Genomic DNA, 25,413 nt, shown 5'->3' on the forward strand with positions numbered 1-25,413 from the left:
GATGATATTTAAATGAAAGTAATTATTACTATAATTGAATATTAAATTAAGATGAGAAATAAAAATGCTAATTAAAAAAACAAATATTTTAGATTTTGATCCTGATTTGTGGAAATTTATAGAAAAAGAAAAAAACAGACAAGAAGAACATATTGAATTAATAGCATCAGAAAACTATGCGAGTTTATCAGTCATGGAAGCACAAGGTTCTCAATTAACTAATAAATATGCAGAAGGATACCCTGGTAAACGTTATTATGGTGGATGTGAATATATAGATGAAATAGAAAAAATTGCTATTAATCGTGCAAAATTTTTATTTAATGCAGATTATGCAAATGTTCAACCACATTCTGGTTCTCAAGCAAATTTTGCTGTTTATACTGCTTTGTTAACACCAGGTGATACTATTATGGGTTTAGATTTAAAACATGGAGGGCATTTAACACATGGATCTTCAGTTAATTTTTCAGGTAAGTTATATAAAGTAATTTCATATAAAATTAAAGAAAACGGAGAAATTGATTATGAAAATTTATTTAATTTAGCAGATAAATATCGCCCTAAAATGATTATTGGAGGTTTTTCTGCATATTCTGGTATTTGTGATTGGAAAAAGATACGTGAAATTGCAGACACTGTTAACGCATGGTTTATAGCAGATATGGCACATGTAGCAGGTTTAGTCGCTGCTAATGTATATCCAAATCCTATTCATTATGCTCATGTAGTTACCACTACAACACATAAAACTTTAGCAGGTCCTCGAGGTGGTTTAATACTTGCAAAAAAAGGTAGTGAAGATTTATACAAAAAAATAGATGCATCTGTTTTTCCAGGTGGTCAAGGTGGTCCTTTCATGCATGTTATTGCAGCAAAAGCTATTGCTTTTAAAGAAGCGATGACATTAGATTTTAAAAAATATCAAATACAAGTTATTAAAAATGCAAAAGAAATGGTTTCTACATTTATAAAAAATGGTTATGATATTGTTTCAGGTAGTACTCATAATCATCTTTTTTTATTAAATTTAACTAAAAACAAGATTACTGGAAAAGAAGCAGATTTTATGTTAAGTCTTGCAAATATTACTGTTAACAAAAATAGTGTACCAAACGATTCAAAAAGTCCATTTGTTACTTCTGGTATTCGCATTGGTACACCTGCTATTACACGTAGAGGTTTTAAAGAAAAAGAATCTGTGATGGTAACAGAATGGATAATACAAATATTAAAAAATATCAATAACAAAAAAGTTGCGAATGATCTTAAAAATCAAGTAATTGAATTATGTCTATCATTTCCTGTTTATCAATAAATTAAAACAAATTCTTTCCTTCATCCTTTGATAAAATGTACTTAAAGAATGAAGGAAAAATCGTTATATATAACAAATATAATTGTTAAAAACATTATTTTTTAGCAATTAAAGAAATTAAATCAAGAACTTTACTCGAATAACCAGTTTCATTATCATACCAAGTAATAAGTTTTATAAAATTTTTATTTAATGCGATACTAGCTTTTGCATCAAAAACAGAAGTTAAAGTTTCTCCATTAAAATCACTAGATACTACTTCATCTTCTGTATATCCTAAAATATTATGTAACTCATTTTTTGAAGCATTTTTAATCACTTCACAAATCTCTATATAACTTGCTGATTTTTTTATTCTAACAGTTAAATCTACTACAGATACATTTGGTGTAGGTACACGAAAAGATATACCTGTTAGTTTTCCGTTTAATTCTGGTAATACTTTACCGACTGCTTTTGCAGCTCCTGTAGAAGAAGGTATAATATTTTGGAAAGCTCCTCTGCCCCCTCTCCAATCTTTATTTGAAAAGCTATCAACGGTTTTTTGTGTAGCTGTTACAGAATGCACTGTTGTCATTAACCCTTCAATAATTTCAAAGTTACTATGAATAACTTTTGCTAATGGAGCTAAACAATTAGTTGTACAAGAAGCATTAGAAACAATTTTTTGATTAGCATATGTATGAAAATTTGCTCCACGCACAAACATGGGAACATGATCTTTAGATGGGCCAGTTATAACTACTTTTTTTGCCCCTGCTATTATATGTTGATTTGCAGTCTCTTCTGTTAAGAATATTCCAGTAGCTTCTGCTACTATCTCTGCGTTAACTTCATTCCATTTTAAATTTTTTGGATTCTTTTCTGAGGTAATACGAATATTTTTACCATTTACTATAAGTATGTTATTTTTTATGTTTATTGTTCCTTTAAATAAACCATGCGTTGAATCATGTTTCAATATATAAGCAATATAATTAATATCCATTAAATCGTTAATAGCTACAATTTCTATTGTAGGATGTTTTTGAGCTATACGAAAAATAATTCGTCCGATTCTTCCAAAACCGTTTATACCTACTTTAATACTCATTTTTTTCTACCAACAGTTAAAATTGATTAAAATTTATAATTCTTTGTAGCATTTTTAGCTGAATGTTACTATAATATTATGTATATTTGTATATATATTATAAAAATTAAAATATTTTATAATAAATTAATAAAAAAATAATGTTTTTGATGTTTAATATGTTTGTAATATAACACTTGTTACAAACAATTATTTTTTAAAATTAATAATAAGAATGTTTTCCATGAATATGTTCAGTTTTGTCAAGAACTCCTTGTAGTTCTTTAAATTCTTTTTTTAATTGTTTTTCAATATTTTCTTTAAAAGTTATTTCTGCCATAGAACAACCGCTACAACCCCCTTTAAACTCTAAAATAGCATAATTATTTTTTATATCTATAAGATTAATACTACCACCGTGACTTTCAAGTTTTGGGTTTATTTTTAATTGAATAAAGTATTGAATTTTTTCTTTTAATGTTGAATTTCTAGGATATTGTAGAATTTTTGCGTAAGGAGCATCAAGAGTTAAAGTTGAACTTAATTGATCCTCAATAATATTTATTTTTGATTTTTTAAGGTAAGGCAAGCTTTCTTGATCAATGTATACAAAAAATTTTTTAAATCGTAAAACATAATCTGTTATTTTGATTTTTTTAGGTGGACAATAAGAAATGCCACATTCTGCATTTTCACTACCTGGATTAAAAACAAATACACGAATTTGAGTACCTTTTTCTTTTTTAAGCAATAAGTTGAAAAGATATTCTTGAGCATTTTTTGTAATAGTAATCATATATTTTTAACTTCTTAAAAAGATTATTTTATATTATTGATAATTAAATATTATTTTTTTAAAAAACGTTCAAAAATAATTAAAATATTATATACATATTTAAAAATTTTTATTAAAGGATTTTAAAATCATGCAACCATTATATTGGAAAATTATTGGAAAAGGATCACTAGATCTTGTTTTATTACATGGATGGGCTTTAAACTCCAAAGTTTGGAGAAACATTGTTCCCTTATTAAATAATCATTTTAAATTACATTTAATTGATTTACCGGGTTACGGTCGTAGTAAAGAATGTTTAGCTAAAAATTTAAATGAAATAATGAATTATATAATACCTTTTTTGCCAAAAAAATCTATTATTTTGGGGTGGTCTTTAGGAGGTTTGATAGCTACACAATTAACATTAAATTTTCCTAATAGATTTTATGGAATGATTATAGTATCGTCTTCTCCTTGTTTTATTGAAAAAAAAAATTGGCCAGGAATTAAAAAAAAGCTATTAAATGATTTTTTAAAACAACTTACTGAAAATTTTATAAAAACTCTTAAAAATTTTTTAAAAATACAAACATTCAATACAAATATTTTATATAAAGATATGAATATTTTAGAAAAAACTTTAGTTAAGAATTCTATACCAAGTATAAAAACATTAAGCAATGGATTAAATATTATTAAAAAAAGTGATTTAAGAAAAAAAATTAATACTATAAAAGTTCCGTCTTTAAAAATATATGGTGCACTAGATGTACTTGTTCCTTATCGAATAAGTAATATCTTAGATAAGAATTGTATGAATACTCAATCAATTATAATCAAAAGTGCAGCTCATGCTCCATTTATCTCTAATCCTCAATTGTTTTGTAAGCATTTAGTTGATTTTTCTAATTTAATTTTAATGTAAGTTTATGTGAAATTAATTTATATAAATTTCATTAATTGCTTTTCTTTTTTTTGTATTAATGCAATCGTTCTTCTACGCATTAATTCTTTTTTAATTTCTTTACCATTAAAACCATCTCTTATAACATCTTTATTGGAAATTGATTTTGCTACTTCAAATAAATATTTTATATACTTTCCTTGTTTATATTCTGTATTATTTATATACAATGTCCTTCCTTTTGCGTCTGCTGAACAAATAATTTCTAAAGCACTTATTCTATGTGGTTTTCTCCAAGCATCAATGTTATTAAAAAAAGATATTATGCTATAAATGGATTGTCTTTTAATAGCATGAATCATTTCATAGTATTTTATTACTATTAATGCTAAATCACGAAGCTCGTTAGGTACATGTAAACGGTGACAAAATTTTTTTACAATAAATATATTAGTAGTTTTGTTATTAAATGTTTTAAATTTATTAAAGATAATTGTTTTCTTTTCTCCAAAATTATGACATAAAGTTGCAAACCTTATATCAATTCTATTAGAAATATTTGACACATTTTTTAATGTCATTAACGTATGATTTGCAAGATTTTTAGAAGTATATTGATTTAAAGAAATATTATATAAATTATCAATTTCTGGAAATAACACTTTTAATGCATTACATTGACGTAATACTTCAAAATAAACTTGTGGATTCAATGTTTTGAGAGCTTTTTCAGTTTCTTTCCATATTCTTTCAGGTTTTAAGTATTGCAATTCTCCATTTTTTGTAATTTTATACATTAATAAGATCGTTTCATGAGATATTTTAAAGTTCAGATGAAAAAAATGTGCTGCAAACCTTGCTACACGTAAAACACGCAAAGGATCTTCAATAAATGCGTGAGAAACATGTCTCAAAACACGATTTTTAATGTCCTGTTGACCATTAAAAGGATCAATTAATTTATGATTAACATCGTCATATGCAATAGCATTAATTGTTAAATCTCTACGTTGTAAATCTTCTTTTAATGTTACTTCAGGATGAGCAAAAGTAATAAAACCATTATATCCTTGCCCCGATTTTTTTTCAGTTCTTGCTAAAGCGTACTCTTCTCCTGTTTTAGGATGTAAAAAAACTGGAAAATCACTACCAACTTTTTGATATCCCTTTGATAACATAATTTCTGATGTACTACCAATTACTACCCAATCTTTATCTTTTATTGGTTGTTTGAGAAGCATATCTCTTACTGCACCACCAACTAAAAAAACTTTCATTATTTTTATATTCCAAAAACAAAGTTTTTTATATCTATATTATTAATAATACATATTAATAAATTAATTTTATTTAAATATAAATAAACAATTTGATACACATCTTATAACAATTTTTTTTTGGTATAATCAAGTAAAATAAATGTTTTTATATAAATATTTATTAAAAATAAATAATATTTAATGTAAAAATTATTAAATAACGATAATGTTTTAAGAATAAATAAAAAAATAACTATATGAATTATAAGTTTTAATAAATTGTATTTTATACTATAAAAATCAAACACTTTATTTTTTTTGTATATAAGAAATAATTTACATGCTATTGAAAAATTTATTTATTTTTTTTTATATTTGTTCTTAAGAATAATTTCTAAGTTTTTTAAAATTTTTACAAAAATGTTATATAAATAATAAATATAATCTTTAAAGTATATAAAATGCCTATTAAATTACCTTCATTTCATAACATTAGAATTATAACTATTGGTGATATAATATTAGATCTTTATTGGTCTGGAAATATAAAAAATAAATCATCAGAAACAGCTTCATCTATAGTAAAAATAAAAAATGTAGAAGAAAGACCTGGAGGAGCTGCAAATGTTGCAATGAATATTGCTTCTTTAAACGCTAAATCACATCTTATAGGAATTATTGGTGATGACGATTCAGGAGAAATTTTAAAAAGTAAGCTTTTAAAAAATAATGTTTTTTTTGACTATATTAATATTAAAAGTAATTCTACTATTAAAAAATTACGTATCATTGCAAATGACAAACAATTAATTCGTGTAGATTTTGAAAAAAAATTTGAAAATACAAATAATTTACAGTTAATAAATAAAAAATTGATAAAAATTCTAAAAAAAACTGATGTTTTAATTTTGTCAGATTATGATAAAGGAACTCTCTTAAATGTTCAAGAAATTATAAAAATTGCCAAGATAATGAATGTTCCAATATTAATTGATCCAAAAGGAAACGATTTTAATAAATATTGTGGAGCAACTATTTTAACACCTAATTTATTTGAATTTGAAATTGTATCTGGTAAATGTAAAACAGAAAAAGAACTAATAAATCGTGGCATGGAAATCATTTTTAATTGTAAACTTTCAGCATTACTTATAACAAGAGCAGAATCTGGAATGACTTTGCTACAAAAACATAAAATGCCTGTGTACTATCCAGCACAAACGCAAGAGGTTCTTGATGTAACTGGTGCAGGTGATACTGTAATTAGTGTTATTGCAGCGATATTAGCAACAGGATCTTCGTTAGAAGAAGCATGTTTTTTCTCTAATATAGCTGCTGGTATAGTTGTTAATAAAGTAAAAACATCTACTATAACTCTTGTTGAATTACAAGAAGCAATAAATTTGTATCAAAAAAGTAACGACAATTTTTCTACATATTTTTAATTATAAAATAAAAATGATAGACAAAAATTGATTATTATTTTGTTTTTGATAAATTAAATTTCTATTTTTCTTAAACAATATTTTAAATTTAGATATTTTTTAATTTTTTTTATAAAAAATCCTAGAAATAAAAACTAATTATATTAGTATAGCGAAAAAATTGAGTGAATATTAGTTAATTGATTTATTTTATTTATAAATAATATTTTTAAAATTTAATATAACAATATTATTGTTTTTGTATGAATAGTAGCGTACTGAATATTTTAGATAAAATAGTGAATATTATATATAAATATATGCATAGAACTTATAATATATTAAATAATATATTTTGCATGTTTTAAAATTTATTTTTCACTAAACATATTAATTATTGAATTTATAATTGTTTTATAATTTTATAAATGTATATTTTAATTAACTAATATTTTATATAAGTATCATGTTAATAATGTGTATTTTTAGATTTATAAAAATTTAATGAGATCTATATATGAAGAATACTCTTTTACTTGAATTTGGTACATTCAAACAACGTGTTAAAAACGCAATAATTTCACTTAAAAAAAAAAAAGGTATCATTATTCTTGATGATGAAAATAGAGAAAATGAAGGAGATATAGTTTTTTCTGCTGAAAATATAACTATAGAACAAATGGCTTTAACTATTAGACATGGAAGCGGAATAGTATGTTTGTGTATAACAGAAAAACATCGTAAAAAATTAAAACTACCAATGATGGTTAAAAAAAACACTAGTTTTTTCAAAACTCAATTTACTATTACTATTGAAGCAGCTAAAGGTATTACTACTGGAGTTTCTGCTCATGATAGATTAACTACTGTTCACGCTGCAATTGCAGATAATGCAAAACCAAGCGATTTAAATAGACCAGGTCATGTTTTTCCTTTATGCGCTAATTCAGGTGGTTTATTAAGTAGAAGAGGACACACTGAAGCTACAATTGAAATATTAAAATTAGCTAAATTAAAACCAGTAGGTATATTATGCGAGTTAACAAATGATGATGGTTCAATGGCTAAATTAAAAGAAATAATTATTTTTGCAAAAAAAAACAATATGTCTATTATAACTGTAAAAGATTTAATGATGTATAATAAGTGGTAATGTTTTTATTATTAGCGTTTTTTTACAGAAATGATTTTAATATTGCGCGTATTATTTTCAGCAGTTTTCTTTATTATAGTGTGTTTTTTTGGAAGCATTTGGTGTTTGTTTTCACCAAAAAATCCTAAAAATATTATAATTTTCGGTAAGATATTTGGTATTTTAACACATGTTTTAGGATTAACAATTAAGTTAAAACAACATTATTTTTTTAAAAAAAATGCAATTTATATTTCAAATCATCAAAATAATTATGATTTAATTATTGCAGCTAAAATTGTTCAAAAAAGAACATTAACCATTGGAAAAAAAAGTTTAAAATGGATTCCACTGTTTGGCCAATTATATTGGTTAACGGGAAATATTTTCATTGATCGAAAAAACTTTATTAAATCTTATCATGTTATTTCTAATCAAGTAATTACTGCTTTAAAAAAGAAACATGTATCTTTCTGGATTTTTCCAGAAGGAAAAAGAAGCTATAGTAGCAAATTGTTGCCTTTTAAAACCGGTGCTTTTTATGCTGCAATTAAAGCTAATGTACCTATTATTCCAATTGTTATTTCGAATACTAACAAAATTAGATTAAATAAATTAAACAATGGAACAATAATAGTTAAAGTATTAAAACCAATTTATTATAAACAAATGAATATTCAATCAGAACGTCAACTAGCATATTTTTGTCATAAATTAATGGCTTCAGCATTAGAAAAAATCAATAAAGAAGCAATAGAAATAAAAAAATTATAGAATAATTATTTTAATAGGATATATTTTATAACTAAAAATATTTAGCCTAAACAACATTGTTTTATAAACATATGAAAACATTAAAACAATATGTAAACATTAATTTATTATAATATAATTATTTTAATTTCTATCACATCTTTAATATAAAATTTTTAATTATATATCACTACTTTTTATAAAAATTTTTAAATTTTTAATCGATCGAATCCAGCAGATAAATCGTTTATTAAGTCTTGAACATGTTCTAACCCAATATGTAATCTAATTAATGTACCATCGAAATAAACTGTTTCTTTTGGACGTATCTTTTTTAAATCATTAGGTTGATTAGGAATAATCAATGATTCATACCCTCCCCATGAATAAGCCATTTTAAATAATTTAAAAGAATTTAAGTAATTAGATAATTGTTCTTCAGTAAGCACTGTTTTTAAAAAAAATGAAAATAAACCACTGCTTCCAGTAAAATCGCGTTTCCAAAAATTATGACCAGGTGATCCTTTTAAAGCTGGATGGTTTACACATTCAACTTCAGGTCTATCTTGTAGCCATTTAGCTATAATTAAAGCACTTTCTTGATGTTGATTCAAACGTGCTCCTAATGTACGCAAGCCTCGGCTAATTATATATGCTGTATCTGAATCTATTGTTTGCCCTAGTAAATAAGAATATTCACGTAATTGATCCCAACAGCGTTTATTAGCAACACTAGTACCCATCATAATATCGCTATGACCTGCAAGGTATTTAGTACCGGATTGGACAGAAATATCTACATCTTTTTCTAAAGCATTAAAAAAAATTCCTGCTGACCAAGTGTTATCAGTTATAACAACTATTTCTTTATTTTTATCACGTATTTTTTTAATAATATTAGGAATATCTTGAACTTCCATTGTTAAAGAACCTGGAGATTCAAAAAAAATAACTTTTGTGTTTTGTTGTAAAAGAGAAACAACATCAACACCCATAGAATGATCAAAAAAAGTAACATTAACATTAAATCTGTTTAAAACTTGTTCACAAAAAAATCTTGTTGCTTCATAGACTGAACCACTTATTAAAACATGATCTCCAGACTGAACAAAAGCAAGAATAGAAGTGCTAATTGCTGCAACTCCACATGGATATAAACTACAACCGGCACCGTTCTCTATTTCACTCATAGCTTCTTGTAAAGAAAAGTGAGTTAAAGTTCCTCGACGACCATAAAATAATTCTTTTTGATGGCGGTGAGCTGTTGCATATTTTTTATGTTCTATTGTCTCAAAAATCAGAGAAGAAGCACGTTGAATAATAGTGTTTACTCCTCCTTGTGTATAACGTTTTTTGCGTCCTGCTGTTACTAAAGTCGTGTTCATTTTGTTAGTAGTCATATGAATTTTACCTTTTTATAAAATGTATGTTAAATATCAATTGTACTATAACGTTGTAAAAAAAAAATCACTGAAAATAAATTATATTTTTTTATTTTAAATAAATCTATAAAATAAAAAAATTATAAACAAAAATATTTTATAATTTTTTTAAAAAAATTTATACCTTTACATGTATCATTTATACTAATAAACTCATCTGCTTTATGTGCTTGTTCAATTGAACCTGGACCTAACACTATTACTGGACAACATTTTTGAAGAAAAGATGCTTCTGTACAGTAATTAACAAAACTTGATGGTTTTTGAATTAAACTTTCTACTTTTTTTACTAAAAAATTATCCTTTTTACATTCATAACTAGGAATACATGGATATAATTCTTTAATTTTTGTATATTTAAGAATTTTTTTGTTTATAGAAAACATTGAATTTAATTCATAATAGATATTATCTATTGATATATTTGGAGTAGGACGAATATCTATATGTAATTCACAAAAATCACAAACTTTATTAGTGGAATCACCTCCATGAATTTTTCCTATATTGATAGTAGGATAAGGAACATTAAAATTTATATTTTTATATTTGTTTGTTAAATTTTCACGTAAAATTTTTAATAAATCAATAATTTTTTGCATTATTTCAATTGCATTTATTCCTTTTGCAGGATTACTAGAATGTGCAGATTTTCCAAAAACTTGAATAATAGCAGAAAAATAACCTTTATGACCTCTAATAATATTTAGAGAAGTAGGTTCTCCAATTATAGCGTATTTTGGAAAAAATTTTTTATTTTTAACAAAATGTTTAATACCAAACATTGTAGTTTCTTCATCACTAGTAGCAAGTATATATAATGGATGTTTAATTTTTTTTAAATTTATTTTACTAAGTATACTAAGAATTATAACAAAAAATATTTTCATATCTACAACACCTAATCCATATAAATTATGATTTTTTTCAGTTAATTTAAAAGGATTAAATTTCCAAAATTTTTCATTAAAAGAAACAGTATCAGTATGACCTGATAGTAATAAACCTCCTTTTTTGTTTCCTTTATATGCTATCATGTTAAATTTTTTATGTTCTTCAGAGACTACTTGTATTTCAATTGAAAAACCAACGCTTTCAAACCATTCAGATAACAAATCTATCATTTTTTTATTACTTATATCAAATTTTTTATCTGTTGAACTAATTGATGGTATAGCAATTAATTGACGAAGCATTTCAATAAATTTTGGTAATTTTTTCATGGGAATCACATATTTTTTAAAAGTTATGAGATAATTTAAATTATTTTTTTTTAATATAAAATATTACGATATTTTATATTAAAAATTTAAAAGAATATAAATACTAATAATTTTAAATAAAGGTATGAAATTGATGCTTAATACATTAATTATAGGCGCTAGTGGTTATGCTGGAATAGAATTAGTTTATTATTTAAATAAACATTCATATGTTAAAATATTAGATTTAGTAGTATCATCAAATAGTCAAGATTTAGGAAAATCTATTGATGAATTATATCCACAAATGAAAAAAATAATAAATTTAAAGTTAAAATCATTAGATCAAGCAATGAAAACAAACAAAAAAATTGATGTTGTTTTTTTAGCTACTGATCCTGTAACTAGTCATAATCTTGTTCATTTCTTTATAAAAAAGAAATGTGTAGTTTTAGATCTATCCGGTGCTTTTAGAATTAACAATGTAAATTTTTATAAAAAATATTACGGTTTTGTGCATAACTATACTGATTTGTTAAAAAAATCAACTTATGGATTGGCAGAATGGAATAAAAAAAATATATCTAAAGCGCAATTAATTGCAGTGCCAGGTTGTTATCCTACAGCTGCACTTTTATCGCTTAAACCATTGATTGAGTCTAAATATCTTGATAAAAAATATTATCCTGTTATCAATGCAATTAGTGGTATAAGTGGGGCAGGAAGAAAAAATATATTAAATAACAATTTTTGTGAAGTAAGCTTAAATGCTTATAACCTTTTTAAACATCGTCATGAACCAGAAATTTCTTATTATCTTGGTATCCCAATAATTTTTACACCACATATTGGTAATTTTTCAAGAGGTATTTTATCTACAATTACTTGCAAAGTAAAATCAGATATGTTGTATGAAGATATATTAACAATATTCAAAAAGTTTTATTCAAATGAACCATTAATTCGTATATATGATAACAAAAAAACACCGGCATTAAAATCTGTAATAAATTTGCCATTTATTGATATAGGTTTTTCAATAAAAGGTAAATATTTAATTATTATTGCTGCTGAAGACAATTTATTAAAAGGGGCGGCAACTCAAGCTATACAATGTTTAAATATCCGATTTGGATTTTTAGAAACAGAATCAATTTTATAAAAAATTTTAACATAATGATAAAAAATAAATTTATAATAAAAATTGGAGGAACATTATTAGATAATAAAGATGTTCTTTCCAACATATTTCAAGAACTTGTACATTATTGTTCTGATCCTTCTTTTTCTATTATTATAGTACATGGTGGAGGGTGTTTAGTAGATAATCTAATTAAAAAATTAAAATTTCCTATAGAAAAAAAGAATGGAATTCGTATTACTCCAAAAAATCAAATTAACTTAATTGTTGGAGCTTTATCAGGAACTGCTAACAAAATTTTATTAGCATCTGCTAAAAAAAATAATATTAATGGTATTGGACTTTGTTTAAGTGATGGAAATACAGTAAAAATAAAACGTACTAATAATAGCTTAGGATATGTAGGAAATGCGTCACCTTATTCTCCAAATTTTTTAAATATGTTATTAAAAAATGATTATACACCGATTATTAGTTCTATTGGTATTAATTATAAAGGAGAACTAATTAATGTTAATGCAGATGAAGCAGCTACTGCTATAGCTTTAACATTAAATACAAATTTAATTTTTCTTTCAGATGCAGAAAGTGTACTAGATGCAAAAAATAAACCTATATGCCAATTAACTTTAGATCAAGCTAATGATTTAATTAACAGAAAAATAATTAAAAATGGCATGGTAGTTAAGGTCAATGCTGCTTTTCATGCAGCAAATTTATTAAAAAATAAGGGACTTATAGTGGGTATTGCTGGTTGGCGTTACATAAAAAATTTATCAATATTTTCTGATAAAAAATTTATAGGTACAAAAATACTGGTTTAATTTTATTATAAGGAACTGTTATGAAAGTAAAAAAAATTGTTTTAGCTTTTTCTGGAGGATTAGATACTTCAGTAATCATACCTTGGTTAAAAGAAAATTATGAAAGTTGTGAAGTAATTGCTTTTGTAGCTGATATTGGTCAAGACCGTGAAAGTTTAGAAAATATTGAAGAAAAAGCTTTAAAATCTGGAGCATCTAAATGTTATGTTGTTGATTTACGTGAAGAATTTGTTCAAGATTATATATATCCTTTTTTAAAAACTGGGGCTATATATGAAGGAAATTATTTATTAGGAACAGCCGTAGCTCGTCCAATTATTGCTAAAGCACAAGTAGAGTTAGCAATTCAAATCAATGCTGATACTTTATCTCATGGAGCAACAGGTAAAGGAAACGATCAAGTACGTTTTGAAACTGTTTATACTTCATTAGCACCTCATTTAAACGTCATTGCACCTTGGAGAATATGGAATTTACGTTCTCGAGAATCTCTTTTACAATATTTAAAAAACAAAAACATTAAAACTACAGTTTCTATAGAAAAAATTTATAGTAGAGATGAAAACGCTTGGCATATTTCAACAGAAGGAGGAGATCTAGAAAATTTATGGAATTCCCCAAACGATGATTGTTGGGTTTGGACAACAGATCCATGTAAAGCACCAGATTTACCAGAGAATATTTTAATAAAAATTGAAAAAGGATGTATCAAATCAATTAATGGAGAATCTTTAACACCTTTTCAATGTTTACAAAAACTAAACGTTTTAGGTGCAAAACATGGTATTGGTCGCGTAGATATAGTAGAAAATAGATTAGTTGGTATGAAATCTCGAGGATGTTATGAAACTCCAGGAGGAACAATTATGAATATTGCATTACGTTCTATTGAACAATTGGTTTTAGATCGTGAAAGTTTTAAATGGAAACAACAAATTGGGTTAGAAATGTCATATGTTATATATGATGGACGTTGGTTTACTCCATTAAGAGAGTCTTTACAGTCAGCAACAGATTCATTAGCAAAAGAAGTAAATGGAGAAGTAATTATTAAACTATATAAAGGACAAGCGATAGCTATTAGAAAAAAATCAAAAAATAGTTTATATTCTGAAGAATTTTCTACTTTTGGTAAAGATGAAGTTTATGATCAAAGTCATGCCACTGGTTTTATTCGACTTTTTTCATTATCTTCACGTATAAGAACAATAAAAAAAGAAAAAATTTCTTCTTTAAGAAAAAAATAATTTATTCATCTCAAAACTTATTATATTAAAAAATATGGAGTATTTTTATGACATTATGGGGTGGAAGATTTATAGAAAAAACAGATAAACATTTTAAAAAATTTAACGATTCTCTATGTTTTGATTACTGCTTAGTAGAACAAGATATTATTAGTTCTATTGCATGGTCTCATGCATTGCTCACAGTAAAAATATTAAGTATTGAAGAACAAAAAACCATTGAGGATGGACTAAAAAATCTACTAAAAACTATTAAAAATAATCCAAAAGAAATATTAAGGAGTAGTGAGGAAGATATTCACAGTTGGGTAGAAACTCAATTAATAAAAAATGTTGGTGTTGTTGGTAAAAAATTGCATACTGGACGCAGTAGAAATGATCAAATTACTACAGATTTAAAATTATGGTGTAAAAATAAAATTAATTTTTTAATAAAATCAATTGTTCATTTAGAAAGAAAAATAATTGAAATTGCAGAAAACAATGAATATGTCATTATGCCTGGGTATACTCATTTACAACGTGCTCAACCCATTACTTTTGCACATTGGTGTTTAGCTTATTTTGAAATGTTAGAACGTGATAAAGATAGATTAAATGATACATTAAAACGTCTAAATATTAGCCCACTTGGCAGTGGAGCTTTATCAGGAACAACATACGATATTGATCGTGAAAAATTAGCGCATAAATTAGGTTTTTTAAAAGCAACTAACAATAGTTTAGACGCAGTGTCTGATCGAGATTATGTTTTAGAATTACTTTCAAATATTTCTATTGGGATGTTACATTTATCTAGAATGGCTGAAGATTTAATTTTTTTTAATACATCTGAAGCACGTTTTATAAGTTTTTCTGATAAAATAACTTCCGGTTCTTCATTAATGCCTCAAAAAAAAAATCCAGATGTTTTAGAGTTAATTAGAGGGAAATGTGGACGTGTTCAAGGAGCGTTAATTTCTATGATAATAATATTAAAAGGATTACCATTATCATATAATAAAGATTTACAAGAAGATAAAGAAGGTTTGTTTGATGCTGTTAATACTTGGAATAATTGTTTAGATATTTTGGTTATTATGTTTGATAATATTAAAATTAATGAATCGAATTGTAAAGAATCTGCAGAAAAAAGTTATGCAAATGCTACTGAATTAGTAGATTATTTAGTAAAAAAAGAAATATCTTTTAAAGATGCTCATAATATTGCAGGAAAAGTAGTTTTATTAGCAATTAACAAAAATGTATCTTTGCAAGATTTATCATTATCAGAATTAAAAAATATTAATCATAATTTTGATAGAGATATTTATGAAAATTTATCTTTACAAGCTTGCATTAATAAAAGAGCTGTTAAAGGAGGGGTATCGTTTAAACAAACTAAACAAGCTATTATAAATGCAAAAAATTCTATTTAGAAAAAAATTATAAGTTTTATATAAATATTTTTTAATATGTAAAGCATATTTTTATATTCACTGAAATTAAATATACAATTTTTTTTTAAAGTAAAAACTTATAAAGTTTATAATAAAACTTACCATCAATCTGTTAATTAAAAACATAAAAATCCTAGCTATTTTTATGTTTTTAACATTTTTTAAAGTTGAGCTATTTTTCTTATAATTTATTATGAATTAGTGATGCAGTTATTTCTAATTTGAATTAGTATTTTATAAATAATGCAAAACTTGTATGATGTATTTTGATTTCAAATTTTTCTATGATCTTAATTGTATTATTTTTTTATTTTAATATAGTTTTAAACTTAGTATCTATTAAAAGATAATCTATTTTTTAATATAAATATATATGATGCAAAAACAAGTTTCTATGAATACTTTATATATTAATAATGTAAACGATTTCTAGATAAAATAAAACAAATGATATGGCAATAACAAAAATATTTTTTTTTATCTTTTAATGATAAAAAAATTCATTAGAAAATTTTTTATATGTGATTATAATATATACTTTTTAATAAAAATATTAAAATTTTTCTCTAAAAAAAATAATTTTCAAAATATAATTAGATATTGGCTAATAACTTTACAGTAAAATTTTTATTAAATATAAGTGTTTGGGATGTATGATATTTTGTGTTTAGTATGTCAGCAATTGAAATAAAATTTATATATATAGTAGTGCTGATATAATTATTTTTTATGAAATAATAAAATTTTATTAAATATTTTATACTTTATTACAAGTGTACGCCCTACAGGATTCGAACCTGTGACCTACGGCTTAGAAGGCCGCTGCTCTTTCCAACTGAGCTAAGGGCGCAAAAAATTATTTAATTTTGCATTTTATACAAATAGAATAGATTAAGTCAATAACTTTGATTACAAAATAATTTTAACTATAATATATTAAAAAAAATAAGTATTTTATAGCGAAATTACTAACTGGACTATATTTATAATGATAGCTAAAATTCTTGATGGTAGAAAAACCGCAAAAAAAATATGCGATAAAATTAAAAAAAGAATAAATGAAATAGTAAAAGTAGGTAAAGAACCTCCTAGGTTAGCAGTGCTAATTATTGGAGATAATCCTTCTTCTAAAATTTATGTAAATAGAAAACATCAAGTTTGTAAAGAAATAGGAATAATATCATATTGTTATCAACTTGAAAAAAATGTTTCAGAAGATAGTTTTAAAAAACTTATAAAAAAATTAAATAAAGCAAAAAAAATTAACGGTATTTTAGTCCAATTACCTTTGCCTAAAACAATTAATTTTTCTATATTAGAAAATATACTGCCAAATAAAGATGTAGATGGTTTTCATCCATATAACATTGGTCGTCTTTGTCAACGTACACCAAAATTACGGCCTTGTACTTCCTTTGGAATTATTACATTACTTAAAGAAAATAATATTAATTTACATGGATTAAATGCTGTAATAATAGGTGCGTCGAATATTGTAGGACGTCCAATGAATATGGAATTTTTATTAGCAGGATGTACAACAACTATTGTTCATCGTTTTACTAAAAATATATCTTTTTATTTACAAAATGCTGACGTAATAGTTGTCGCAGTTGGTAAACCAAATTTTTTAACAGATGAATGGATTAAACCTGGAGCTATTATAATAGATGTAGGGATTAATCGATTAGAAAATGGGAATATTGTTGGAGATGTCGTTTTTAAAGACGCTAAAAAAAAAGCTTCTTGGATTACTCCTGTTCCAGGAGGAGTAGGTCCTATGACAGTTGCAACATTAATGCAAAATACTATGTATGCATATTATAATTTTGATTATGATTTTAAATAAAAAGTTTATACATTAAAAAATTAATAATTTAATAAAAAATTTTTTTTAATGTTTGAGCAACCGCATCTTCAAAATTGCTACCAATTTTTTCTATATGAGGTAAAATTTTTTTTAAATTTTTATCGGCATTATCCATTATATAACCTTTACCAACTATATTTAGCATTTCTTTATCGTTCATACCATCGCCAAAAGCAATACATCTTTTTAAAGATATTTTTAGTACTTTGTTTAATAACATTTTTAAAGAATTTCCTTTAGAAATATTTTTTGCCGTTATATCTAAACAGTTCGAGCGAGAAAAAGTTATATTGATTTTTTTTTTCCAGCGATCTTTTATTTTTTTTTTCAAAATTATTAATTTTTTTTTATGGTTAGTAGTAAAAAAAATTTTTGTTATACCGTCTGATGAAAATTTTTCAGGTGAAAAAATTTTATAGTCAAAATGTGATTCACAGAAATACTTTTTTTCTAAAAAATTATGATCATTAATAAACCACTTATCATTTTTATAAATATTAGTAAATATTTTATTATTGTTATATAAAAATGTAAAAAGATCACGTGCAATATTTTTTTTTAGATTTGCTCTAAAGAGCATTTGATTTTTTGTATTATGTATCATTGCACCATTAGAAGTGATTGAATATATAGGAATATTTATTTTATTTTTAATGTTTTCTACATCAATATAATTACGTCCTGTAGCAATAACAAAAATTATTTGATGATTTTTATAAATTTTTCTAATTACTTGTTTTGAAAAAAGTGTTAAACTGTGTTGAGGTGAAAGTAAAGTACCATCTAAATCAAATACTACTACTTCATACATGATAAAAAATCCTATTAATAATAACATTAATTGTAATTTAATAAAAACCATATATGATATCAATATATGAAAAAAAAATCATTATCTTTGTAAAAAATGAATATATTGTGTTTTTTATTAAATAATATATTAATTAATGATGTAGCAAAGTAATAGGGAATATTTATGTTAAAAGAGAACATTTTTGTACATTTAAATGAACAATTAAATTTAGAACTTTTTTCTGCAAATATTTATTTACAAATGAGTTCATGGGCTCATAATAAAAATTATGAAGGAACGGGTATTTTTTTAAAAAAACAATCATTAGAAGAAATGAATCATATGTATAAAATCTTTGATTATTTAAATAATACTAAAACACCTCCTATTATTAATAGTATACCTTCACCTAAAATTTCTTGTAATTCTTTATACGAATTATTTAAAAAAATATTAAAACATGAAAAATATATTACAAAAAAAATTAATGAGATTACTTGTTTATCAATGAATAATCAAGATTATTCTACATTTAATTTTTTGCAATGGTATATATCTGAACAACGTGAAGAAGAAAATTTATTTCAAAAAATATTAGATAAAATAAATTTAATAGGCGATAATGAAAAAAATTTATTTTTTATTGATAAATACTTATATTCATATAAAAAAAATGAAATTTAGTATAAAATGTTTTATTTAAAATAATATAATAGTTTTTTATATAGTTAAAATAATCATATTAATTGAATATTTTGTCATAAAATAATTAGCACAAAAAACTATAACATATACAAAATTTTTTTTTATCTTATGAGGAAGAAAAATTGTTCAAGATGTTTAAAATATGATATAGTCCTTTTCTTTTATAAAGAAATTAATAAAATTTTTTAAAAGTCCAGTTTATAATATAAAATATTAATGAAATTTTATCATAATAAAAAATTGTCTCGTATTAAACATGTAATAAAAGACTATAATTTAAAATTATATAAAAACTATATATATTTCACAATTTATTTTTCATCAAAATAAATTATAAATTTGTTTTTATTTAAAAATAAACAACAATCAAATGAATAAAAATTTTTAAAATTTAAATTTTATTAAATTTTTATTTTATATAAAATAAATATTAAAGATTAATAAACTTTAATATATTTTTAATAAATTAATAAAATGTTAGAAAAACGCAATATATTTCTTATTGGCCCAATGGGTGCAGGAAAAAGCACGATAGGTCGACAATTAGCACAACAGCTTAATATAGAATTTTATGATTCTGATCAAGAAATTGAAAAAAGAACTGGAGCTGACATTAGCTGGGTTTTTGACGTTGAAGGTGAAATAGGTTTTCGTGAACGTGAAGAAAAAATTATCAACGAACTAACCTTGAAGCAAGGAATAGTTTTAGCAACTGGTGGCGGATCTGTTACATCAAAAAATACACGTAAATATCTTGCAGCTAGGGGAACTGTTATTTATCTTGAAACTACAATTGAAAAACAAATCATTAGAACACAACGTGATAAAAAACGCCCTCTTTTAAACAAAACAGATATATCTCCTATAAAAGTACTAGAAAAACTAGCTAATGAAAGAAACCCTTTTTATCAAGAAATTGCCGATATTACTATTAGAACTAACGATCAAAGTGCTCGATTTGTCGTAAATCAAATCATTCATATGTTAAAAAATAATTAATTTTTTATTTACAAATCGATAGGTCAACAATATGGAGACAATAACTGTTAAGTTAACGAAAAATAGCTATCCGATTATTATCGGAAAAGGATTATTTCAATATTTAAAAAATTTTTGGCCTCTAAAAAAAGGAGATAAAGTAATGATCATTACAAATAAAACTTTAGCTCCTATTTTTTTAGAAAAAATTATTTTTTTCTTAAAGAAAGTAAACGAAAAAATAGATTACATTATTTTACCAGATGGAGAAAAATATAAAAACTTATCAACTATTAATCAAATCTTAACAACGTTAATACAAAAAAATTATGGACGTGATACAACATTAATAGCTTTAGGTGGTGGAGTTATAGGTGACATTACAGGATTTGCTGCTTCTATTTATCAAAGAGGCATAAATTTTATTCAGATACCAACTACATTACTTGCTCAAGTAGATGCATCAATTGGCGGGAAAACTGGGGTTAATCATGATTTAGGAAAAAACATGATAGGTTCATTTCATCAACCTATTTTAGTAATTATTGATATTAATTTTTTAAAATTATTATCAGCTAGAGAACTTTCATCAGGTATGGCAGAAGTTATTAAATATGGAATTACTTTTGATCAAAACTTTTTTTTATGGATTGAAAAAAATATTAATAAAATTATGAAAATTAACAAACTAACTATGGTTAATTTAATTCGTCGTTGTTGCGAAATTAAAGCAAAAATAGTAAATCAAGACGAAACAGAAAAAAACTCACGTGCTTTATTAAATTTTGGTCATACTTTTGCTCATGCAATTGAAACACACATTGGATATGGTAAATGTTTACACGGAGAAGCAGTTGCTATAGGAATGATTATTGCTTCACGTATAGCTAAAATAATGAACAATTTTTGTGAAAGTAATATTGTACGTATTATTAAATTATTACAGCTCACAAACTTACCGATTTACGCGCCAAAAAATATGCAATCTTCGACATATATACCATATATTATGCGTGATAAAAAAGTTATAAATGAAAAATTAAGATTAATCCTTCCAACATCTATCGGTCATGCAAAGATATACTCTGATATTGATCATTCATGTATATTAAACGCTATTCAAAATAGCCAAGAGTTATGATAACTATTTTAACTACTTAAAAATATAAATAATAACTGCTATGATATTTTATGTTGTCATCTAACCGAACTTATTTTTTATTTATAATATTTTTTAACATATTCTAGAAAAAGAGCAATTGATGAAAAAATATTTGTTAGCTCCGTCTATTCTTTCCGCAAATTTTGCATGCTTAGGGAAAGATGTTAAAAATGTGTTAGAAGCAGGCAGCGATATGATACATTTTGATGTAATGGATGGTCATTACGTTCCTAATTTAACATTTGGTCCAATAGTTTTAAAATCGCTACGTAATTATGGCATTAATGCTCCTATTGATGTTCATTTAATGATAAAACCTGTAGAATATCTTATTCAACAATTCTCTTTAGCTGGTGCTGATTTTATTACTTTTCATCCAGAATGTGAATACGATATTGATCGTACAATAAATCTTATTAAATTATATGGATGTAAAGTAGGTTTAGCTTTTAATCCTGCTACTCCTTTGTTTTATTTAGATTATGTTTTAGATAAGCTTGATATGATATTAATTATGTCTGTTAATCCTGGATATAGTGGACAAAAATTTATATATAATACTATTGAAAAATTATATCAAGTTCGCGAAAAAATTAATAAAAGCAATTTTGATATTCCTTTATCAATAGACGGGGGGATAAACATAAAAAATATTGCTGATGTTGCTAAAACTGGAGTTGATATTTTTGTGATTGGTTCAACTATTTTTAACAGTTTAAACTATAAAAAAACTATTCATGCAATAAAACATGCAATATCACATGTATAACTAAAAAAAATATTAATTTTTTTTGAAAAATCATATTATAACATGGTATTAATTAATAAAAATTTTTTATCTTATTAATTTAACAGTACTAATTAAGGAACATATAAATGTTAAAAAAACCTACTGTTTTTAGTGGTGCACAACCTTCAGGTTATTTAACTATTGGAAATTATATAGGAGCTATTAAACAATGGGTAAATATGCAAGATGATAATAATTGCTTTTATTGTATCGTTGATTTACATGCTATCACTTCTTTTAAAGAACCTAAATTTTTAAAAAAAATGACTTTTACTACGCTAGCTACTTATTTAGCATGTGGACTTTCTCCTGAAAAAAGTACTATTTTTATTCAATCACATATTCCAGAACATACTCAATTAAATTGGATATTAAATTGTTATACCTCTTATGGAGAATTGTGTCGCATGACGCAATTCAAAGAAAAATCTCAACAATTTTCTGGTCAAGTTAACGTTGGTATTTTAAATTATCCAGTACTAATGGCATCTGATATTTTGCTGTATCAAGCTAGCAAAATTCCTGTTGGAGAAGACCAAAAACAGCATTTAGAACTAGTCCAAAATATCGCAAAAAAATTCAATATGCGTTATGGAAAAATTTTTAAAATTCCCCAACCATTTATTCAAAAAAAAGGATCACGTATTATGTCTTTGTTAGATCCTAATAAAAAAATGTCTAAATCAGATGTTAATAAAAAAAATGTTATTTATTTATTGGATGAACCTAACATTGTTATAAAAAAAATTCGTAATGCATTAACTGATTCAGATTCTCCAGCTATTATAAATTATGATAATATACACAAAAAAGGTATTTCCAATTTATTAAGCATATTTTCTGAAATTAGTGGGCAAAGTATTCTAGATTTAGAAGAAGAATTTAAAGATAAAACATACAGTTTTTTTAAAAAATCGATGTCAGAATCGCTTGCTGATTTTTTATCAGATTTTCAAAAACGATATTATTATTATTATGATAATAAAGATTTTTTAAATCAAATTATATTAGAAGGTGCGAAGAAAGCAAAAAATCATGTAAAAAAAACTATAAAAAAAGTTTTTGATACTATTGGATTAATTACATAAAAAAAATTTTACTATGATAACACGATACATAATTTTAGTAACTGGCCCACCTTATGGTACTCAACAATCGAGTAGTGCTTATTTATTTGCAAAAACAATATTATTTATGAAATGCTGTCAACTAGATAGTATTTTTTTTTATCGTGAAGGAACAACTAACGCAAATTATTTCTTATCTCTTCCTCATGATGAACATAATTTAGTCCTTTATTGGAAAGAATTATCCGAAAAATTTGATGTAAAACTTAATATATGTATTTCATCAGCACTAAAAAGAGGAATTTTTAATAAAAAAAATCATGTAAACCAATATAAAAAAGATATTAAAACAAATGTAATACAAGGATTTCAATTAAGTGGATTAACTACATTATTTAAAAGTATGTTACATTGTGATCGTATGGTACAATTCTAATGTATAAAAAAAAAGGTATTGCTTTTATTTTTTCAAGCGGTCCACACGGTACAAGTCGTGGTTGTGAAGGTTTAGATATTATATTATCTGCTATCTCCTTAATCAATACAATTGGAATTTTTTTTATTGGTGATGGTGTTTTACAATTAATCACACATCAAAATCCAGTTTTAATTCTTACAAAAAATTATTCATCTACTTTTAATGTGCTTCCCTTATATGATATCAAAAAATATTATCTTTGTAAGAAATCTTTAAAAATAAGAGGAATAGAAGAAAAAGATATTTTATTAAATCCAATCAAAGCAAACAACATTATTTGTCAAAGCAGAATTTATCAAAAAATATCAAAATTTAGTTTTGTTATAAATTTTTAGAGAAAGCATATGTTACATACTGTCAGCAAATCACCTTGGGAGTATACTTTTCAAAGTATGCTTGATTTAGTACATTCAGAAGATGATTTATTATTTTTTCAAGACGGTGTTTTAGGAGCATTAAAAAATAGTCTTATCTTGAAAAAACTAATTTTAAAAAAAGTAAAAACATGGGTTTTAAAGGAAGATCTTGAAGCAAGAGGATTAAAAAAAAAAATATCACCTATACCTATATTAATAGATTATCATGGTTTTGTTAACCTTACTATAAAAAATAAGCAACAAATAGCTTGGTAAAATAAACCCTAAATACTTAAAATCATAGATGATATTATCGTTAAGGAATAAAAAAATGGCTACAATTAATCAACTAGTTCGAAAACCGCGTATAAAAAAAGTTATTAAAAGCAACGTTCCAGCATTAGAATCATGCCCACAAAAAAGAGGTGTTTGCACTCGTGTTTATACTACTACACCCAAAAAACCAAATTCAGCTTTAAGAAAAGTATGTCGTGTACGCTTAACTAATGGTTATGAAGTTACCTCTTATATAGGCGGTGAAGGACATAATTTACAAGAACATTCAGTAGTTTTAATAAGAGGAGGTCGTGTTAAAGATCTTCCAGGTGTACGATATCACACTATAAGAGGAGCATTAGATTGCGCAGGAGTAAAAGATCGAAAGAAAAGTAGATCAAAATATGGATTAAAAAAATCAAAAAATTAATACTATTTCAGTAATATAAATTATTACACAAATACTTTAAAATAAGTCTTTATTAATGGAGATATTATATGCCACGCCGTCACGTTATTGGACAACGTAAAATTTTACCAGATCCAAAATTTTGTTCAGAGTTATTAGCAAAATTCATCAATATTTTAATGGTAGATGGAAAAAAATCAATTGCAGAAAAAATTGTATATACCTCTTTAAATAATTTATCAAAGCGCTCTAAAAAAACAGAATTAGATGCTTTTGAAGCAGCTTTAAATAATGTTAGACCATCTATTGAAGTAAAATCACGCAGAGTTGGTGGATCTACTTATCAAGTTCCAGTAGAAGTCCGACCAATTCGCAGAGATGCATTAGCTATGCGTTGGATTGTTGAATCAGCAAGGAAAAGAAATGATAAATCTATGGCATTACGTTTAGCTAATGAACTTATTGATGCAACAGAAAATAAAGGAATTTCTGTAAAGAAACGTGAAGAAGTACACCGTATGGCTGAAGCAAACAAAGCTTTTGCTCATTATCGTTGGTAAAGTAAAAAACTATTAATTTTTTTGGTAATTAAAA

The 25,413-nt window shown here is 24.6% G+C and carries 26 protein-coding genes and 1 tRNA gene; 20 read left to right on the top strand and 7 right to left on the bottom strand.

The features are described 5' to 3' along the window. Positions 1 to 58 precede the first annotated feature (58 nt). A complete protein-coding gene (gene glyA, locus TGUWTKB_RS01550; RefSeq protein ID WP_269763740.1) occupies positions 59 to 1,318 on the top strand; it encodes a serine hydroxymethyltransferase in 1,260 nt (419 codons plus the stop codon). Positions 1,319 to 1,412: 94 nt separating this feature from the next. Here the strand turns inward: glyA and gap are convergent, their stop codons facing one another. Together gap and TGUWTKB_RS01560 are read right to left on the bottom strand one after the other, a co-directional pair. Next, positions 1,413 to 2,411: a type I glyceraldehyde-3-phosphate dehydrogenase gene (gene gap / locus TGUWTKB_RS01555; RefSeq protein WP_041062881.1), complete on the bottom strand. Its 999-nt coding sequence runs from the start codon at positions 2,409 to 2,411 to the stop codon at positions 1,413 to 1,415. Positions 2,412 to 2,613: 202 nt separating this feature from the next. Then, positions 2,614 to 3,186: a NifU family protein gene (locus TGUWTKB_RS01560; protein WP_041062884.1), complete on the bottom strand. Its 573-nt coding sequence runs from the start codon at positions 3,184 to 3,186 to the stop codon at positions 2,614 to 2,616. A 130-nt stretch (positions 3,187 to 3,316) separates the two neighbouring features. On the opposite strand from TGUWTKB_RS01560, the gene bioH reads away from it, so the two are divergent. After that, positions 3,317 to 4,093: a pimeloyl-ACP methyl ester esterase BioH gene (gene bioH, locus TGUWTKB_RS01565; RefSeq protein ID WP_041062887.1), complete on the top strand. Its 777-nt coding sequence runs from the start codon at positions 3,317 to 3,319 to the stop codon at positions 4,091 to 4,093. A 17-nt stretch (positions 4,094 to 4,110) separates the two neighbouring features. Here bioH and TGUWTKB_RS01570 read toward each other — a convergent pair whose 3' ends face one another. Continuing rightward, entirely contained in the window at positions 4,111 to 5,349 is a 1,239-nt protein-coding gene (locus TGUWTKB_RS01570) for a multifunctional CCA addition/repair protein (protein ID WP_041062890.1), read from the bottom strand. A 443-nt stretch (positions 5,350 to 5,792) separates the two neighbouring features. Between TGUWTKB_RS01570 and rfaE1 the strand changes: the two genes are divergently transcribed. From rfaE1 to TGUWTKB_RS01590, 3 genes are all read left to right on the top strand, one after another. Then, positions 5,793 to 6,776 carry a D-glycero-beta-D-manno-heptose-7-phosphate kinase gene (rfaE1, locus tag TGUWTKB_RS01580; RefSeq protein WP_052459546.1) on the top strand — a complete coding sequence of 328 codons (984 nt, stop codon included), beginning with the start codon at positions 5,793 to 5,795 and terminating at the stop codon, positions 6,774 to 6,776. Positions 6,777 to 7,272: 496 nt separating this feature from the next. Beyond that, complete coding sequence (ribB, locus tag TGUWTKB_RS01585) at positions 7,273 to 7,908, top strand: 3,4-dihydroxy-2-butanone-4-phosphate synthase (protein WP_041062896.1); 636 nt, start codon at positions 7,273 to 7,275, stop codon at positions 7,906 to 7,908. A gap of 30 nt (positions 7,909 to 7,938) precedes the next feature. Beyond that, complete coding sequence (locus TGUWTKB_RS01590; protein WP_041062899.1) at positions 7,939 to 8,661, top strand: 1-acylglycerol-3-phosphate O-acyltransferase; 723 nt, start codon at positions 7,939 to 7,941, stop codon at positions 8,659 to 8,661. 188 nt (positions 8,662 to 8,849) lie between these two features. Here the strand turns inward: TGUWTKB_RS01590 and metC are convergent, their stop codons facing one another. Both metC and argE read right to left on the bottom strand, forming a co-directional pair. Then, on the bottom strand, positions 8,850 to 10,040 hold the full coding sequence (metC, locus tag TGUWTKB_RS01595) for a cystathionine beta-lyase (RefSeq protein WP_041062902.1): 1,191 nt from the start codon (positions 10,038 to 10,040) through the stop codon (positions 8,850 to 8,852). Positions 10,041 to 10,162: 122 nt separating this feature from the next. Then, positions 10,163 to 11,305, bottom strand: coding sequence for an acetylornithine deacetylase (gene argE / locus TGUWTKB_RS01600; RefSeq protein WP_041062905.1), 1,143 nt, complete (start codon positions 11,303 to 11,305; stop codon positions 10,163 to 10,165). A 133-nt stretch (positions 11,306 to 11,438) separates the two neighbouring features. On the opposite strand from argE, the gene argC reads away from it, so the two are divergent. From argC to argH, 4 genes are read left to right on the top strand one after another with little or no spacing between them, the layout of a single operon-like run. Next, positions 11,439 to 12,446 (top strand): N-acetyl-gamma-glutamyl-phosphate reductase, encoded by a 1,008-nt coding sequence (argC, locus tag TGUWTKB_RS01605; RefSeq protein ID WP_041062908.1) that lies wholly within the window; start codon positions 11,439 to 11,441, stop codon positions 12,444 to 12,446. A 14-nt stretch (positions 12,447 to 12,460) separates the two neighbouring features. Then, positions 12,461 to 13,249: an acetylglutamate kinase gene (argB, locus tag TGUWTKB_RS01610; protein ID WP_041063577.1), complete on the top strand. Its 789-nt coding sequence runs from the start codon at positions 12,461 to 12,463 to the stop codon at positions 13,247 to 13,249. A 20-nt stretch (positions 13,250 to 13,269) separates the two neighbouring features. After that, positions 13,270 to 14,496: an argininosuccinate synthase gene (locus tag TGUWTKB_RS01615; RefSeq protein ID WP_041062911.1), complete on the top strand. Its 1,227-nt coding sequence runs from the start codon at positions 13,270 to 13,272 to the stop codon at positions 14,494 to 14,496. A 47-nt stretch (positions 14,497 to 14,543) separates the two neighbouring features. Further along, the gene (gene argH, locus TGUWTKB_RS01620; RefSeq protein WP_041062914.1) at positions 14,544 to 15,914 is read left to right on the top strand and encodes an argininosuccinate lyase; all 1,371 of its coding nucleotides are present in this window, start codon (positions 14,544 to 14,546) and stop codon (positions 15,912 to 15,914) included. A 797-nt stretch (positions 15,915 to 16,711) separates the two neighbouring features. On the opposite strand, the gene TGUWTKB_RS01625 is transcribed toward argH, so the two are convergent. Next, positions 16,712 to 16,785 (bottom strand) — tRNA-Arg (locus tag TGUWTKB_RS01625). Between the two features lie 138 nt (positions 16,786 to 16,923). Here TGUWTKB_RS01625 and folD point away from each other — a divergent pair. Then, complete coding sequence (gene folD, locus TGUWTKB_RS01630) at positions 16,924 to 17,784, top strand: bifunctional methylenetetrahydrofolate dehydrogenase/methenyltetrahydrofolate cyclohydrolase FolD (RefSeq protein ID WP_041062917.1); 861 nt, start codon at positions 16,924 to 16,926, stop codon at positions 17,782 to 17,784. Positions 17,785 to 17,812: 28 nt separating this feature from the next. Here folD and TGUWTKB_RS01635 read toward each other — a convergent pair whose 3' ends face one another. After that, positions 17,813 to 18,667, bottom strand: a complete 855-nt coding sequence (locus TGUWTKB_RS01635) for a Cof-type HAD-IIB family hydrolase (RefSeq protein ID WP_082018164.1) — start codon at positions 18,665 to 18,667, stop codon at positions 17,813 to 17,815. A 114-nt stretch (positions 18,668 to 18,781) separates the two neighbouring features. Here TGUWTKB_RS01635 and ftnA point away from each other — a divergent pair, with 114 nt between their 5' ends. The 10 genes from ftnA (at position 18,782) to rpsG (ending at position 25,379) form a co-directional block, all read left to right on the top strand. Next, positions 18,782 to 19,282 carry a non-heme ferritin gene (gene ftnA / locus TGUWTKB_RS01640; RefSeq protein ID WP_041062920.1) on the top strand — a complete coding sequence of 167 codons (501 nt, stop codon included), beginning with the start codon at positions 18,782 to 18,784 and terminating at the stop codon, positions 19,280 to 19,282. A gap of 495 nt (positions 19,283 to 19,777) precedes the next feature. Then, positions 19,778 to 20,302 (top strand): shikimate kinase AroK, encoded by a 525-nt coding sequence (gene aroK / locus TGUWTKB_RS01645; protein WP_041062923.1) that lies wholly within the window; start codon positions 19,778 to 19,780, stop codon positions 20,300 to 20,302. 31 nt (positions 20,303 to 20,333) lie between these two features. After that, positions 20,334 to 21,422, top strand: a complete 1,089-nt coding sequence (gene aroB, locus TGUWTKB_RS01650; RefSeq protein WP_041062926.1) for a 3-dehydroquinate synthase — start codon at positions 20,334 to 20,336, stop codon at positions 21,420 to 21,422. Between the two features lie 121 nt (positions 21,423 to 21,543). After that, positions 21,544 to 22,212 carry a ribulose-phosphate 3-epimerase gene (gene rpe / locus TGUWTKB_RS01655; protein ID WP_041062929.1) on the top strand — a complete coding sequence of 223 codons (669 nt, stop codon included), beginning with the start codon at positions 21,544 to 21,546 and terminating at the stop codon, positions 22,210 to 22,212. A 107-nt stretch (positions 22,213 to 22,319) separates the two neighbouring features. After that, positions 22,320 to 23,321 carry a tryptophan--tRNA ligase gene (trpS, locus tag TGUWTKB_RS01660; RefSeq protein ID WP_041062932.1) on the top strand — a complete coding sequence of 334 codons (1,002 nt, stop codon included), beginning with the start codon at positions 22,320 to 22,322 and terminating at the stop codon, positions 23,319 to 23,321. Positions 23,322 to 23,334: 13 nt separating this feature from the next. Next, entirely contained in the window at positions 23,335 to 23,736 is a 402-nt protein-coding gene (tusD, locus tag TGUWTKB_RS01665; protein ID WP_041062935.1) for a sulfurtransferase complex subunit TusD, read from the top strand. Continuing rightward, complete coding sequence (gene tusC / locus TGUWTKB_RS01670) at positions 23,736 to 24,113, top strand: sulfurtransferase complex subunit TusC (RefSeq protein ID WP_041062938.1); 378 nt, start codon at positions 23,736 to 23,738, stop codon at positions 24,111 to 24,113. Before tusD ends, tusC begins: the two co-directional genes overlap by 1 nt. A 9-nt stretch (positions 24,114 to 24,122) precedes the next feature. Continuing rightward, positions 24,123 to 24,410, top strand: a complete 288-nt coding sequence (gene tusB / locus TGUWTKB_RS01675) for a sulfurtransferase complex subunit TusB (RefSeq protein ID WP_041062940.1) — start codon at positions 24,123 to 24,125, stop codon at positions 24,408 to 24,410. Between the two features lie 55 nt (positions 24,411 to 24,465). Next, on the top strand, positions 24,466 to 24,840 hold the full coding sequence (rpsL, locus tag TGUWTKB_RS01680) for a 30S ribosomal protein S12 (protein ID WP_041062943.1): 375 nt from the start codon (positions 24,466 to 24,468) through the stop codon (positions 24,838 to 24,840). 68 nt (positions 24,841 to 24,908) lie between these two features. Beyond that, complete coding sequence (rpsG, locus tag TGUWTKB_RS01685; protein WP_041062946.1) at positions 24,909 to 25,379, top strand: 30S ribosomal protein S7; 471 nt, start codon at positions 24,909 to 24,911, stop codon at positions 25,377 to 25,379. Positions 25,380 to 25,413: the final 34 nt, after the last annotated feature.

This window comes from Candidatus Tachikawaea gelatinosa, from assembly GCF_000828815.1.
GTDB lineage: Bacteria > Pseudomonadota > Gammaproteobacteria > Enterobacterales > Enterobacteriaceae > Tachikawaea > Tachikawaea gelatinosa.

What these genes read in the sequence shown, in the direction of transcription:
- gap (WP_041062881.1), bottom strand. Translation starts at nt 2,411, where the DNA reads ATGAGTATTAAAGTAGGTATAAACGGTTTTGGAAGAATCGGACGAATT.
- TGUWTKB_RS01560 (WP_041062884.1), bottom strand. Translation starts at nt 3,186, where the DNA reads ATGATTACTATTACAAAAAATGCTCAAGAATATCTTTTCAACTTATTG.
- bioH (WP_041062887.1), top strand. Translation starts at nt 3,317, where the DNA reads ATGCAACCATTATATTGGAAAATTATTGGAAAAGGATCACTAGATCTT.
- TGUWTKB_RS01570 (WP_041062890.1), bottom strand. Translation starts at nt 5,349, where the DNA reads ATGAAAGTTTTTTTAGTTGGTGGTGCAGTAAGAGATATGCTTCTCAAA.
- rfaE1 (WP_052459546.1), top strand. Translation starts at nt 5,793, where the DNA reads ATGCCTATTAAATTACCTTCATTTCATAACATTAGAATTATAACTATT.
- ribB (WP_041062896.1), top strand. Translation starts at nt 7,273, where the DNA reads ATGAAGAATACTCTTTTACTTGAATTTGGTACATTCAAACAACGTGTT.
- TGUWTKB_RS01590 (WP_041062899.1), top strand. Translation starts at nt 7,939, where the DNA reads ATGATTTTAATATTGCGCGTATTATTTTCAGCAGTTTTCTTTATTATA.
- metC (WP_041062902.1), bottom strand. Translation starts at nt 10,040, where the DNA reads ATGACTACTAACAAAATGAACACGACTTTAGTAACAGCAGGACGCAAA.
- argE (WP_041062905.1), bottom strand. Translation starts at nt 11,305, where the DNA reads ATGAAAAAATTACCAAAATTTATTGAAATGCTTCGTCAATTAATTGCT.
- argC (WP_041062908.1), top strand. Translation starts at nt 11,439, where the DNA reads ATGCTTAATACATTAATTATAGGCGCTAGTGGTTATGCTGGAATAGAA.
- argB (WP_041063577.1), top strand. Translation starts at nt 12,461, where the DNA reads ATGATAAAAAATAAATTTATAATAAAAATTGGAGGAACATTATTAGAT.
- TGUWTKB_RS01615 (WP_041062911.1), top strand. Translation starts at nt 13,270, where the DNA reads ATGAAAGTAAAAAAAATTGTTTTAGCTTTTTCTGGAGGATTAGATACT.
- argH (WP_041062914.1), top strand. Translation starts at nt 14,544, where the DNA reads ATGACATTATGGGGTGGAAGATTTATAGAAAAAACAGATAAACATTTT.
- folD (WP_041062917.1), top strand. Translation starts at nt 16,924, where the DNA reads ATGATAGCTAAAATTCTTGATGGTAGAAAAACCGCAAAAAAAATATGC.
- TGUWTKB_RS01635 (WP_082018164.1), bottom strand. Translation starts at nt 18,667, where the DNA reads ATGGTTTTTATTAAATTACAATTAATGTTATTATTAATAGGATTTTTT.
- ftnA (WP_041062920.1), top strand. Translation starts at nt 18,782, where the DNA reads ATGTTAAAAGAGAACATTTTTGTACATTTAAATGAACAATTAAATTTA.
- aroK (WP_041062923.1), top strand. Translation starts at nt 19,778, where the DNA reads ATGTTAGAAAAACGCAATATATTTCTTATTGGCCCAATGGGTGCAGGA.
- aroB (WP_041062926.1), top strand. Translation starts at nt 20,334, where the DNA reads ATGGAGACAATAACTGTTAAGTTAACGAAAAATAGCTATCCGATTATT.
- rpe (WP_041062929.1), top strand. Translation starts at nt 21,544, where the DNA reads ATGAAAAAATATTTGTTAGCTCCGTCTATTCTTTCCGCAAATTTTGCA.
- trpS (WP_041062932.1), top strand. Translation starts at nt 22,320, where the DNA reads ATGTTAAAAAAACCTACTGTTTTTAGTGGTGCACAACCTTCAGGTTAT.
- tusD (WP_041062935.1), top strand. Translation starts at nt 23,335, where the DNA reads ATGATAACACGATACATAATTTTAGTAACTGGCCCACCTTATGGTACT.
- tusC (WP_041062938.1), top strand. Translation starts at nt 23,736, where the DNA reads ATGTATAAAAAAAAAGGTATTGCTTTTATTTTTTCAAGCGGTCCACAC.
- tusB (WP_041062940.1), top strand. Translation starts at nt 24,123, where the DNA reads ATGTTACATACTGTCAGCAAATCACCTTGGGAGTATACTTTTCAAAGT.
- rpsL (WP_041062943.1), top strand. Translation starts at nt 24,466, where the DNA reads ATGGCTACAATTAATCAACTAGTTCGAAAACCGCGTATAAAAAAAGTT.
- rpsG (WP_041062946.1), top strand. Translation starts at nt 24,909, where the DNA reads ATGCCACGCCGTCACGTTATTGGACAACGTAAAATTTTACCAGATCCA.